This window comes from Mesorhizobium sp. WSM3859, from assembly GCF_002295065.1.
GTDB lineage: Bacteria > Pseudomonadota > Alphaproteobacteria > Rhizobiales > Rhizobiaceae > Mesorhizobium.
The window spans coordinates 150387-162687 of record NZ_NSGG01000003.1; the positions used below are offsets into that span (position 1 = coordinate 150387).

The 12301-nt window shown below is 64.4% G+C and carries 13 protein-coding genes; 6 read left to right on the forward strand and 7 right to left on the reverse strand.

The annotated features are described in order from the left end of the window. Window positions 1-4: 4 nt before the first annotated feature. Entirely contained in the window at window positions 5-910 is a 906-nt protein-coding gene (locus CK230_RS07555; RefSeq protein ID WP_095816582.1) for a LysR family transcriptional regulator, read from the forward strand. Window positions 911-974: 64 nt separating this feature from the next. On the opposite strand, the gene CK230_RS07560 is transcribed toward CK230_RS07555, so the two are convergent. The 4 genes from CK230_RS07560 to CK230_RS07575 form a co-directional block, all read right to left on the reverse strand. Next, window positions 975-2024, reverse strand: coding sequence for an aldo/keto reductase (locus CK230_RS07560; RefSeq protein ID WP_095816583.1), 1050 nt, complete (start codon window positions 2022-2024; stop codon window positions 975-977). Between the two features lie 130 nt (window positions 2025-2154). Continuing rightward, window positions 2155-2556: a type II toxin-antitoxin system VapC family toxin gene (locus CK230_RS07565; RefSeq protein ID WP_095816584.1), complete on the reverse strand. Its 402-nt coding sequence runs from the start codon at window positions 2554-2556 to the stop codon at window positions 2155-2157. Continuing rightward, window positions 2556-2810, reverse strand: a complete 255-nt coding sequence (locus CK230_RS07570) for a type II toxin-antitoxin system Phd/YefM family antitoxin (RefSeq protein WP_095816585.1) — start codon at window positions 2808-2810, stop codon at window positions 2556-2558. Before CK230_RS07570 ends, CK230_RS07565 begins: the two co-directional genes overlap by 1 nt. 73 nt (window positions 2811-2883) lie before the next feature. Next, the gene (locus CK230_RS07575) at window positions 2884-3546 is read right to left on the reverse strand and encodes a YggS family pyridoxal phosphate-dependent enzyme (protein WP_095816586.1); all 663 of its coding nucleotides are present in this window, start codon (window positions 3544-3546) and stop codon (window positions 2884-2886) included. Between the two features lie 289 nt (window positions 3547-3835). Between CK230_RS07575 and leuS the strand changes: the two genes are divergently transcribed. Both leuS and lptE read left to right on the forward strand, forming a co-directional pair. Further along, the gene (leuS, locus tag CK230_RS07580) at window positions 3836-6463 is read left to right on the forward strand and encodes a leucine--tRNA ligase (protein WP_095816587.1); all 2628 of its coding nucleotides are present in this window, start codon (window positions 3836-3838) and stop codon (window positions 6461-6463) included. Next, window positions 6450-7031, forward strand: coding sequence for an LPS assembly lipoprotein LptE (gene lptE, locus CK230_RS07585; protein ID WP_095816588.1), 582 nt, complete (start codon window positions 6450-6452; stop codon window positions 7029-7031). The genes leuS and lptE overlap by 14 nt, the downstream gene beginning before the upstream one ends. A 210-nt stretch (window positions 7032-7241) precedes the next feature. Here lptE and fsa read toward each other — a convergent pair whose 3' ends face one another. After that, window positions 7242-7898 carry a fructose-6-phosphate aldolase gene (fsa, locus tag CK230_RS07590; protein WP_095816589.1) on the reverse strand — a complete coding sequence of 219 codons (657 nt, stop codon included), beginning with the start codon at window positions 7896-7898 and terminating at the stop codon, window positions 7242-7244. An 89-nt stretch (window positions 7899-7987) separates the two neighbouring features. Here fsa and CK230_RS07595 point away from each other — a divergent pair, with 89 nt between their 5' ends. After that, window positions 7988-10171 carry a primosomal protein N' gene (locus CK230_RS07595; protein ID WP_095816590.1) on the forward strand — a complete coding sequence of 728 codons (2184 nt, stop codon included), beginning with the start codon at window positions 7988-7990 and terminating at the stop codon, window positions 10169-10171. Window positions 10172-10181: 10 nt separating this feature from the next. On the opposite strand, the gene CK230_RS07600 is transcribed toward CK230_RS07595, so the two are convergent. Next, complete coding sequence (locus tag CK230_RS07600; RefSeq protein WP_095816591.1) at window positions 10182-10634, reverse strand: type II toxin-antitoxin system VapC family toxin; 453 nt, start codon at window positions 10632-10634, stop codon at window positions 10182-10184. Then, window positions 10631-10876, reverse strand: coding sequence for a type II toxin-antitoxin system Phd/YefM family antitoxin (locus tag CK230_RS07605; protein WP_095816592.1), 246 nt, complete (start codon window positions 10874-10876; stop codon window positions 10631-10633). Before CK230_RS07605 ends, CK230_RS07600 begins: the two co-directional genes overlap by 4 nt. Window positions 10877-10943: 67 nt before the next feature. On the opposite strand from CK230_RS07605, the gene CK230_RS07610 reads away from it, so the two are divergent. After that, a complete protein-coding gene (locus CK230_RS07610; RefSeq protein ID WP_095816593.1) occupies window positions 10944-11639 on the forward strand; it encodes an aspartate/glutamate racemase family protein in 696 nt (231 codons plus the stop codon). Between the two features lie 115 nt (window positions 11640-11754). Next, window positions 11755-12150 carry a DUF4345 family protein gene (locus CK230_RS07615; protein ID WP_095816594.1) on the forward strand — a complete coding sequence of 132 codons (396 nt, stop codon included), beginning with the start codon at window positions 11755-11757 and terminating at the stop codon, window positions 12148-12150. The last annotated feature ends 151 nt before the right edge of the window (window positions 12151-12301 follow it).

Consider the following 12301-nt stretch of genomic DNA (forward strand, 5'->3'; position numbering starts at 1 on the left):
ATGAATGGCGAGACCCGAAATCAACCGCTCCGGCGAGATCGAAGTGTTCGTCCGTGTCGTCGAGACGGGCAGCTTCTCGGCGGCGGCGCGGGCCTTGCGCATGACGCCTTCGGCGGTGAGCAAGCTGATCGCGCGGCTGGAGGCCCGGCTCGGCGCGCGGCTGGTCAGCCGGTCGACACGCAAGCTGCAACTGACGCCCGAGGGAACCAGCTTTTACGACAGCGGCTTGCGTATCCTTGCCGATCTCGATGCGGCGGAACGCGAGGCGGCAGCGGGCGCCGCGCCGCGCGGCAGGCTGAGGGTCAATTCCTATGTGCCGTTCGGTCAGCACCGGCTGATGCCGCTGTTGCCGCGTTTCCTCGAGCGCTACCCGGAAATTTCGGTCGAGGCGGTGCTGACGGACAGCGTCATCGACCTGATGGAGGAGCGCGCCGACATTGCGATCCGCGCCGGGCCGCTGCGCGAATCACGGCTGGTGGCGCGCAAGCTCGGCCAGAGCCCGATGGTGGTGGTCGCGGCACCCGCCTATCTGGAAGCGCGCGGCACGCCGCAGACGCCGGCCGAATTGGCCCGCCACAATCTGCTGGCGTTCGGCTTCGTGCGGCTTGTCGACGGCATGCCGTTCGTGGATGCGAAAGGCACGCCAGTCGTGGTTCCGATCGTTGGCAATTCGACGGTGAGCGACGGCGAGGCGATGCGGCTGACGACATTGGCCGGAGCGGGCATCGCAAGACTGGCGCGCTGGCATGTCGAGCCCGACATCGCCGCAGGCCGGCTCGTACCGCTGCTGGAGGCGTTCAATCCCGGCGACGAGGAGCCGACGCATGCCGTCTATGTCGGCCAGGGCAAGCACCTGCCGGCCCGGGTGCGCGCCTTTCTCGACTTTCTTGCGGAGACTGTCCGCCTCTGAATGAGAAAAAGCCGCGCGCCAATCGCACGCGGCCTTTCGGAGTTCGGCTCAAGTCGAGGGGAAGTTACGCCTTCCCCGCGAAAGGCGCCGGACGCCGGCCGGCGCTTTGCCGCTCAAGCATCCAGCCGGGATATTCGGCGGGCAGCGCGCTCACCTCGTCGAGCCTGGCAAGATCGTCGGCATCGAGCTGCAAGCCGGTGGCGGCCAGGTTCTGCTCGAGCTGGTCCATGCGGCTGGCGCCGATGATGACGCTCATGACAAAAGGCTTGGCCAGCACGTAGCCCAGCGCCACCGTGGCGACGCTGACATCGTGCTTCTTCGCCACCTCGCGCATGACGGCGACCGCCGCCCAGGCTCGGTCTTCATTGACCGGCGGGAAATTGAAGGAAGCGCGGCGGCCTTCGCCATTACCCGGCGCGCCGGGGCCGTATTTGCCGGACAGCAGTCCGCCGGCCATCGGCGACCAGACCATCAGGCCGAGCCTCTCTTCGTTGATGAGCGGCACGATCTCGCGCTCCAGATCGCGGCCGGCGATCGAGTAATAGGACTGGATGGTCTCGAAGCGGGCAAAGCCCTTGCGCTCGGCAATGCCGAGCGCCTTGGCGATGCGCCAGGCCTGCCAGTTGGAGACGCCGACATAGCGCACCTTGCCGCTGGCGACGAGATCGTCGAGCGCGCGCAGCGTCTCGTCGATCGGCGTCACCGTGTCGGTGCCGTGCAGCTGATAGAGGTCGATATGGTCGGTCTGCAGCCGCTCCAAGCTGTCGTCGACGGAATCCATGATGTGGCCGCGCGAGGAGCCGCGCTCGTTCGGGCCGTTGCCCATGGCGCCATGCACCTTGGTGGCGATGATGACGTCCGAACGTTTTACGCCGAGGTCCTTGAGCGACTGTCCCAGCAACTGCTCGGACTGGCCGTAGGAATAGACGTCGGCCGTGTCGAAGAAATTGACGCCGGCGGCGATCGAGCGGGCGACGATCTCGTTGACGCCCTTCTGGTCGAGGCTGGCGATCAGCCCCCATTGAGCATTCTCGCCGGCGGCGCCGAACGTCATGGTGCCGAGGCAGAGTTCCGAGACGAAAAGGCCGGTGTTGCCAAGCTGGTTGTAGCGCATGGTGGGATTCCCGAGAGAAGGAGTGAGTGACCACAAGGAAATAGGAACGGCCCGTTTCGTTTCAAGCGCTGGCATAGGCGCGACAAGCAATTGGCCTAAGGCAGCCGCCGGCAGATTGCGGCTGGCGAGGTCAAGCTTCCCAGGGATTAAGCACGGTGACGCCGGCGTCCTGAAAGTCCGCCGCATTGCGCGTGACCACGATAAGGTCATGGACAAGGGCTGTCGCCGCTATGAGCGTGTCCGCGCTGCCTCGCGTACGGCCTGCCGTAATGCGACCCCACGCCAACGCAATCTCCTCGGTGACAGGGAGGATGCGTTCCGCATTGTCTCGTCGCAGCTCTCGAAGCCAGATATCGAGCTTGGCCGCCCTTTCGGGGTCGATCTTACGCTGTTTGACGATTCCTCGCTCAATCTCGCCGAGGGTAATGACGCTAAGGCTGATCGAAGCGGGATCGATTGAAGCTATCCAGGCAGTCGGCTTAGGCAACCGTCTTTGCACGTCCGACACGACGTTCGTGTCCAGCAGATACATCAGAGATCAATGTCCCGGATCATCGTGTCCGAGCGACGGGTGATTTCCTTGTCAAACTCCTCGCCCCAACCCGGACCGCTCAATAGGTACTCGACGAGCGATTTCTTCTTCCCGGCTAGGCGGTCGTAATCCTCCACAGACAGCACGACTGCAGCCCGTTCGCCGCGAAGCGTCACGGTCTGCGGCCCCTCGGTTCGCGCGCGCTGGACCACTTTTGAAAAATTGTTCTTCGCGTCCTGAAGATGCCAGTTCATACGCAGCTCCTAGCTAGCTTGGCTAGATATAGCGCGGTAGCAGCGGATTATCAATCAACTCCAGCGAACGGCGTCATCGACTGCCGAAGATCGCCGAGCCGACCCTGACACTGGTGGCGCCGAAGGCGATCGCGGTCTCGTAGTCGCCGGACATGCCCATCGACAGTTTTTCGACGCCGGCCTCGCGGGCGAGCTTCTCCAGCAGTGCGAAATGCGGGCCGGGATTCTCATCGGCCGGCGGGATGCACATCAGGCCCTCGATGTACAGGCCATGCACCTCACGGCAGCGCTTGACGAAGGCGACCGCCTCGCGTGGCTCGATGCCAGCCTTTTGCGGCTCGGAGCCGGTGTTGACCTGGACATAGAGTCTTGGCGCCCGGCCTTGCCTCGCCATTTCCTTTGAAAGCTCCGCGGCGATCTTCTCGCGGTCGACGGTCTCGATGACGTCGAAGAGCGCCACCGCTTCCTTGGCTTTGTTGGATTGGAGCGGGCCGATCAGATGCAGCTCCAGATCGGCAAATGCCGCTTTCAGCGCCGGCCATTTGCCCTGGGCTTCCTGCACGCGGTTCTCGCCGAAAACGCGCTGGCCGGCCTCGATCACAGGGCGAACGTCTTCGGCCGCGAAGGTCTTCGACACCGCCACCAGCGTCACAGTGCCGGGCTCGCGCCTTGCCTCGCGTTCGGCGCTTGCGATCTTCGCCTTGACCGCGTGAAGCTGCTCTACGGCGTTCGTCATGCCGCTATCCTGCCTATAGTTTTCATGGCCGGGCCGGCTCGCCGCAGTTGACGGGTCCGGCAATCCATGGTGAACACCGCGACGACATTGTCTCGGCTGCCGGCCTGGGCGTGTCGATATTCAGGTGATGCCGGCCTGCAAATGCCGGTTTCCTGCGCTTCCGGTGCTCACGTACTTTGAGTACGCTCCGCTCCGGTTCTCGGAACCCGCCATTTCGGCTCGGCCTGACCTGAATATCAACACGCCCTAATCCAGCACCGCGCACCGGCTTTTAAGTGAAAAACATCCGATGGCAACCGAACGTTACAATCCGCGCACGTCAGAGCCCAAATGGCAGAAGGCCTGGGCCGAAAAGAAGCTGTTCGAGGCGCGCAACGACGACCCGAAGCCGAAATATTACGTGCTCGAAATGTTCCCCTATCCGTCGGGCAAGATCCACATCGGCCATACACGCAACTACACGATGGGCGACGTGGTGGCGCGCTACAAGCGGGCCAAGGGCTTCAACGTGCTGCATCCGATGGGCTGGGACGCGTTCGGCATGCCGGCCGAAAACGCCGCCATGCAGAACAAGGTCCATCCCAAGGACTGGACCTACGAAAACATCGCCGTCATGCGCGAGCAGCTCAAGATGATGGGCCTGTCGCTCGACTGGGCGCGCGAGTTCGCCACCTGCGACGTCGACTATTACCACCGCCAGCAGATGCTGTTCCTCGACTTTGTCGAGAAGGGGCTGGTGACGCGCAAATCCTCCAAGGTCAACTGGGACCCGGAGGACATGACCGTGCTCGCCAATGAGCAGGTCATCGACGGCCGGGGCTGGCGCTCGGGCGCGCTGGTCGAGCAGCGCGAGCTGACGCAGTGGTTCTTCAAGATCACCGACTTCGCGCAGGATCTGCTGGATTCGCTCAACCTGCTCGAAGAGTGGCCGGAGAAGGTCAAGCTGATGCAGCACAACTGGATCGGCCGCTCGGAAGGCCTGCTGATCCGCTGGCCGCTGGCAGAACCGGTTGGCGATGCGCATGAGCTGGAAGTCTACACGACAAGGCCCGACACCATCTTCGGCGCTTCCTTCATGGCGGTCGCCGCCGACCATCCGCTGGCCAGGAAGGCTGCCGAAAGCAATGTTGAGCTGGCGAAGTTTATCGAGGAGGTCCGCCATATGGGCACCTCGGTGGCGGCGCTGGAGACGGCCGAGAAGAAGGGTTTCGACACGGGCATCCGCGTCGTCCATCCGTTCGACGAGAATTGGACGCTGCCGGTCTATGTCGCCAATTTCGTGCTGATGGAATACGGCACCGGCGCCATTTTCGGCTGCCCGTCGGGCGACCAGCGCGACCTCGACTTCGCCAACAAATACGGCCTGCCGGTAATCCCGGTGGTGATGCCGGAAGACGGCGACGCCAAGACCTTCCAGATCACGGAAGAGGCCTATGTCGATGACGGCGTGATGATCAATTCGCGCTTCCTCGACGGCATGAAGCCGCAGAAGGCTTTCGACGAAGTGGCAAAGCTGCTGGAGCAAAAGACGATCGGCGGCCGGCCGATGGCGGAGCGCAAGGTGAATTTCCGCCTGCGCGACTGGGGCATCTCGCGCCAGCGCTATTGGGGCTGCCCGATCCCGATGATCCATTGCGAAGCCTGCGGCGTCGTTCCGGTGCCGAAGACCGACCTGCCGGTGAAACTGCCCGACGACATCGAGTTCGATCGCCCGGGCAATCCGCTCGACCGTCACCCGACCTGGCGGCATGTGAAGTGCCCGCAATGCGGCCGCGACGCGCGGCGCGAGACCGACACGATGGACACCTTCGTCGATTCCTCGTGGTATTTCGCGCGCTTCACCGCGCCCTGGGCGAATGAGCCGACCGAGCCCAAAGCGGCCGACGAGTGGCTGGCGGTCGACCAGTATATCGGCGGCATCGAGCACGCGATCCTGCACCTGCTCTATTCGCGCTTCTTCACCCGCGCCATGCGCGAGACCGGGCACCTGAACCTCGCCGAGCCGTTCAAGGGCCTGTTCACGCAAGGAATGGTGGTGCACGAGACCTACCGCGTCGGCGGCCCGTCGAACAACGGGCGCTGGCTGTCGCCGAGCGAGGTCAGGCTCGAGGACGTCAACGGCGAGCGCCGCGCCGTCGAGATCGCCACCGGCGAGGAGGCGACGGTTGGCGCGCTGGAGAAGATGTCGAAGTCGAAGAAGAACACGGTTAGCCCCGAAGAGATCACCGACGGTTACGGCGCCGACACAGCGCGCTGGTTCATGCTGTCGGACTCGCCGCCGGAACGCGATGTCGAATGGACCGACGACGGCGCCGCCGGCGCGCATCGCTTCGTGCAGCGCGTCTGGCGCCTGGTGCAGATCGCCGCCGAATCTCTGCCCGGCGTGAAGCCGGCTGCGGCGAAGGATGGCGATGCAGGCGCCGTATCCAAGGCCGCGCACAAGATCCTCAAGGCGGTCGGCGAGGACATCGAGAAGCTCGGCTTCAACCGTGCGATCGCCCGCATCTATGAGCTCGCCAATGCGCTGGCGACGCCGCTCAACGACGTTGCCGAGGGCAAGGCCGACTCGGCGCTGAAGGGCGCCTGCCGCGAGGCGGTGGAGATCCTGGTGCATATCATCGCACCGGTCATGCCGCATCTGGCGGAGGAATGCTGGGAGGCGTTGGGGGGCACGGAGATGGTCGCCGAGCGGCCCTGGCCGGTCTACGATCCGGCGCTGGTCGTCGACAACGAGATCGTGCTGCCGGTGCAGGTCAACGGCAAGAAGCGCGGGGATTTGACAATTGCCCGCGACGCGGATCAAGGTGCCGTCGAAAAAGCGGTGCTGGCTCTCGACTTCGTGCAAAAAGCACTGGAAGGTAAGGCTCCGCGCAAGGTGATCATCGTCCCGCAGAGGATCGTCAATGTCGTTGCCTGATCCGGTGAAGTCACAAGCGCCCCGCCTGCGCGGCCGCCTGGCGGTCTGCGGCATGGCCGCCGCGCTTGCGCTGGTCTCGGCCTGCACCGTGCGGCCGCTCTATTCCAACCAGCCGCTCTCGCCCGGATCGCAGCTCAGCGCATCCGCCGAGCTGGCCTCGATCTCGATCAAGCCGGTCAAGACGCGATACGCGCAGCAGGTGCGCAACAATCTGATCTTCGCTTTCGGGCAAGGCTCGGGCGAGCCGGCCTCGCCGGCCTACTCGCTCGATCTCGGCGTCACCGAGCTGGTCGAATCGGCGGCCATCGTGCAGGTGCAGACCCAGGAAGACGAGCCGACGGCGGGCACGGTGACGCTGACGGCCAATTACGTGTTGCGCGATACCGCGACCAACACGGTGATCACCGTCGGCAAGCGCTCGATTCCCTCATCCTTCGACAAGCCGCGCCAGGAATTCGCAGCCTACCGGGCACAGATCGACGCGGAAAACCGCGCCGCCCGGGAGCTTGCCGACCTGCTGCGGCTGTCGATTGCGCAGGATTTGAGCAGGCACGGCAAGAAAGCCTGAGGCATGTTGATATTCAGGTGAGGCCGGCCTGCAAATGGCGGCCTCCTGCGCTTCCGGTGCTCACGTACGAAAAGTACGCTCCGCTCCGGTTCTCGGAAACCACCATTTTCGGCTCGCCCTGACCTGAATCTCAACACGCCTCCGCGCCGCTTGCGCCTACAAAAAAGGCCGGTCACCCGGCCTTTTTTCTGTCCTGGCAAGATGTCGGCCTCAGCCGATCTTCTGGCCGGTCTTGGCCCAGTCGGCGAGGAAGGCGGCGAGGCCCTTGTCGGTCAGCGGGTGGTTGAAAAGCGCCTTCAGCGTTGCCGGCGGCGCGGTGATGACGTCGGCGCCGATCAGCGCGGCCTGCTTGACGTGGTTCACGGTGCGCACCGAGGCGGTCAGGATCTCGGTCTTGAAATCGTAATTGTCGTAGATGGTGCGGATTTCCGAGATCAGCTCCATGCCGTCCGAGCCGGTGTCGTCGATGCGGCCGACGAAGGGCGAGATGAAGGAGGCGCCGGCCTTGGCGGCGAGCAGCGCCTGGTTGGCCGAGAAGCAGAGCGTGACGTTGACCATGCGCTTCATCTCGGTGCGGATCGTCTTGCAGGCCTTCAGGCCGTCCAGCGTCAGCGGCACCTTGATGCAGACATTGGGCGCGATCTTGGCCAGCACCTCGGCCTCGGCCATCATCTGATTGAATTCGGTCGCCACGACCTCGGCCGAGACCGGGCCTTCGACGATGTCGCATATCTGCTTGGTGACTTCGGCGATCTTGCCGCCCGATTTCAGAATCAGCGACGGGTTGGTGGTGACGCCGTCGAGAAGCCCCAGATCGTGCAGCTCCTTAATTTCCTTGATGTCAGCGGTGTCGACAAAAAACTTCATGGCTGTCTCCTTGGGGATCGCCCGGCGTCGGCCGGCACATAAGAGGGTCCCCTTTGATCTAGAGCAAAGTCGGGGCAAGGTCACGCCTCATGATGGAAGATTCGCCCTTTGTCGCAGCCGCGCCCGTGCTGGTGCCGATGCCGGCCGAACGGCCCTACACCTATGCCGTGCCGCCCGGTATGCGCGTGGTGCCGGGCTCGATCGTGCGCGTGCCGCTCGGGCCGCGCCAAGTCGCGGGCATCGTCTGGGACGGCGCCGTCGAGGCGGTCGATGCGAAGAAATTGCGGCCGATCGAGGAGGTGTTCGATTGTCCGCCGATAGACAAGGCAATGCGCCGCTTCGTCGACTGGATCGCGCAATACACGCTGTCGGCACCCGGCATGGTGGCGCGGATGCTGCTCCGAGCGCCCGAGGCGTTCGACCCCGAGCCATGGATCGAGGGATTGCAGCGCACGCTGGCCGAGCCGGACCGGTTGACGGACGCGCGGCGACGCGTGCTGGAGACGGCCGAAGGCGGACTGGCCTGGACACGCTCGGGGCTGGCGCATGCGGCGGGCGTCTCTTCGACCGTCATCGATGGCCTGCGGGCGCAGGGCGTGTTCGAGACGGTGATGATCCCGCCGCGGCCGGTGGTGGCGGCGCCCGACCCCTCTCACGCACTGCCGGAATTGATGCCGGACCAGGAAGCTGCGGCGGACAGGCTGCGCGCGGCAATCGCTGCCGACGCCTTCAGCGTCACCCTGCTCGACGGCGTCACCGGGTCGGGCAAGACGGAAGTCTATTTCGAAGCGGTGGCGGCGGCCCTCGACAAGGGCAGGCAGGTGCTGATCCTGTTGCCGGAAATCGCGCTGACGCACGCCTTCCTCGAACGTTTCCAGGACCGGTTCGGCGCCAAGCCGGCGGAGTGGCATTCCGACCTGCCGCCGCGGATGCGCGAACGCGTCTGGCGGCAGGTGGCTGAAGGCGGCGTGCGCGTCGTCGCCGGCGCGCGCTCGGCGCTGTTCCTGCCGTTCAAGGGACTCGGCCTGATCGTCGTCGATGAGGAGCATGATCCCGCCTACAAGCAGGAGGACCGGGTCTTCTACAATGCGCGCGACATGGCGGTGGTGCGCGGCCATATCGGCGGCTTTCCCGTCGTGCTGGCCTCAGCGACGCCGTCGGTGGAAAGCCGGGTCAACGCCAGCCAGGGCCGTTACGAACGGGCCGTGCTGTCGTCGCGCTTCGCGGAAGCGGCACTCCCCGATCTGAAGTCGATCGACATGCGGCGTTCGCCGCCGGCGCGCGGCGGCTTCCTGTCGCCGGTCCTTCTGGAGCAGATGCAGCGCACGCTGGAGAGGAAGGAGCAGTCGCTGCTCTTCCTCAACCGGCGCGGCTATGCGCCGCTGACGCTCTGCCGCGTTTGCGGCCACCGTTTCGGCTGTCCGGTCTGTTCGGCCTGGCTGGTCGAGCACCGCTTTCGCGGCCAGCTCGTCTGCCATCATTGCGGCCACAACGAGCGGCGGCCGGAGGCCTGTCCGGAATGCGGCACGCTCGACCATCTCGTCGCCTGCGGGCCGGGTGTGGAGCGAATCGCCGAGGAAGTGGTCGCCCATTTCCCGGATGCCCGCACCATCGTGCTTTCCTCGGACCTTCTGGGCGGCGTGCGCCGGCTCAGGCTGGAGCTGGAGGCCGTCGCCAATGGCGAGGCCGACATCGTCATCGGCACGCAGCTCGTCGCCAAGGGTCACAATTTTCCCGGCATGACGCTGGTCGGCGTGGTCGACGCGGACCTAGGATTGGCCAATGGCGATCCGCGCGCCGCCGAGCGCACTTTCCAACTGCTCAGCCAGGTGACGGGGCGCGCCGGCCGCACCGGCAAGAAGAGCCTCGGCCTGCTGCAGACCTACCAGCCCGACCATCCGGTGATGCGGGCCATCGTCTCCGGCGATTCGGAGGCCTTTTACGAGCGCGAGATCGCCGAGCGCGAACGCGCGGCGCTGCCGCCTTTCGGCCGGCTCGCCGGTATCATCATCAGCGCCGCGACGCGGGGCGAGGCCGAGGGCCACGCTCGGGGCTTGCGCCGCGCCGCGCCCCAGGCGTCCGATCTTTTCGTGCTTGGCCCGGCCGAAGCGCCGCTTTCGCTGCTCGGCGGCCGCCATCGCTTCAGGCTTCTCGTGCAGGGCGAGCGGCGCGCCGACATGCAGGGCTTCATCCGCACCATGCTGGCGGAGGGGCCGAAGCTGCGCGGCTCGGTCAGGGTGCAGGTCGACATCGACCCGCAGAGCTTCCTCTGAGATTGCGAGATTACGCCGAGCCGCCCTCTGCGAACGGGTTCAGATAGGGCACGTCGAGAATCGCAAAATGCCGGATATTGGCCGTTAAGACGGACATGCCGTTCACACGAGCAGTCGAGGCGATCACTACGTCCGCCAAGCCAGGATTGAAGCCTTTGGCGATCGCGGCGTCTTCCAGCTTGCCTGCCTCTCTTGCGATTGTGACGTCCACTGCCAGAATGCGTTGGTCGAATTCCGTTAGCAGCCGTTCGAACCAGTCGCCGATGCGCGCGGCCTTCGCACTCGCGCCCGATCGCTTCAGTTTCGCAATGCCTTTTTCCAACTCCAGAACAACGATGGATGACGTATGCCAGGAACCACGTTCCCGCTGTTCGTCAACCCAGGTCAGTACATGTGAGGGAAGCCGATGACGGTCAGGCGCAAAGGCCGACAGGAACGACGTATCGAGTAAGTAACCGCTCAAAATTCGACGTCCCGTGACGGCGATTCGTTTCGCTCGAATTCGATACCGCCTGGGTATTGAAGCAGGAAGTCGACAAAGGCTTTTTGGCTGCCCTGCGGATAAAGCTTTCGCCCCTCATCGATCGGAACAACCATGGCAATCGCTTTGCCATGCCTGGTGATGGTAGTAGGCTCACCATTTCCCGCGGCCTCGACAAGCGCCGAGAGCCCTGCCTTAGCCTCCCGAAGCTGGACGGTTTTCAAGGCGATCTCCCTTGTAGTCTCATGTGGTCACAATATAGGGATTGTATAGGAAAGGAGCAAGTCCACTATGAAAACCCTCGGCCTGATCGGCGGCATGAGTTGGGAATCGACGGCGATCTATTACCGCCTGCTCAACGAGATCGTGCGCGAGCGACTCGGTGGCCTGCACTCGGCAAAGCTGCTCCTGTGGTCGTTCGATTTCGCCGAGATCGCCGAGCGGCAGCATGCCGGCGATTGGGCAGGCGCCGGCGCGCTTTTGGTGGAGGCTGCCCGAAGGTTGGAGGCAGGCGGCGCCGAGGGCCTGGTGATCTGCACCAACACCATGCACAAGCTGGCCGGGGACGTGCAGGCGGCCATCTCGATCCCGCTCATCCATATCGCCGACGCGACCGGGCGCGCCGTCGTCGCTGCGAGCGTGAAGCGGCCGGCGCTGCTCGCGACACGCTTCACTATGGAGCAGGATTTCTACAAAGGACGGTTGGCCGACAAATACGGCCTGCAGCCGATCGTGCCCGATCAGGCCGGCCGCGACATGGTGCACAAGGTGATCTATGACGAGCTCTGCCAGGGCATCGTCAAAGGCGAATCGAAATCCGCCTATCTCGACGAAGTCGGCCGGATGCTGCGCGACGACCGGGTGGACGGCGTCATCATGGGCTGCACCGAGATCACCATGCTGATCGGCCAGGGCGATTTCGACGTTCCGGTGTTCGACACGACGCGCATCCATGCCGAGGCGGCGGTCGACTTCGCGCTGTCGTGACCAAACCGTATGGTCTGATGCATCTTTTCTAATGTGCCGGCCGCCATCTGGCGTGCCCATTTTCCTCCGCTAGAATGCCGGCAATTTCAGAACAAGACTTTACGAGGGGGATAAGATGGATTTCGCGTTTCCGTGGCCCGCGAGCCAGGGCGAATGGCTGGCCTGGTCGAGCGCCGTCGTGACACTGGTCCTCGGCCTCTTCCTGTTCCTGGCGCCGGGGCTTGCCTTTCGCGTGCTGCGCCTGCAGCCCAGGCCGGAGAAAGCGGCGGCCATCGCCGAGGGGCGCGGGCGCATGTCGGGCTTCTATCTCGGCGTCAGCCTGTGCTGCATCCTGCTTGCGCAGCCGCTGCTCTACATGGCGCTGGGCTTCTCCTGGCTGTTCACTGCCTTCGGCCGGCTCTTGTCGATGATGTCGGACGGCGCCAACACCCCTTTCAACTGGGTTTCGATCGTGGTTGAATTGGCACTGGCGGCGCTGCCGCTGGCCTTTGCCTTCGGCTTCGTGCCGTGAATTCGGCGCTTGAGCTTGGCCTTCGCCGCCTGATGCGACAAAAGTGCCTGAAAACCATGCCGGACGATGCATTGCGGTCTTAAAAAGCCTGTGCTAGACGGCAATCGACTTTCGACCGGGGATAGCGGAAGCCGCGCCTCCGTGCTTGGAA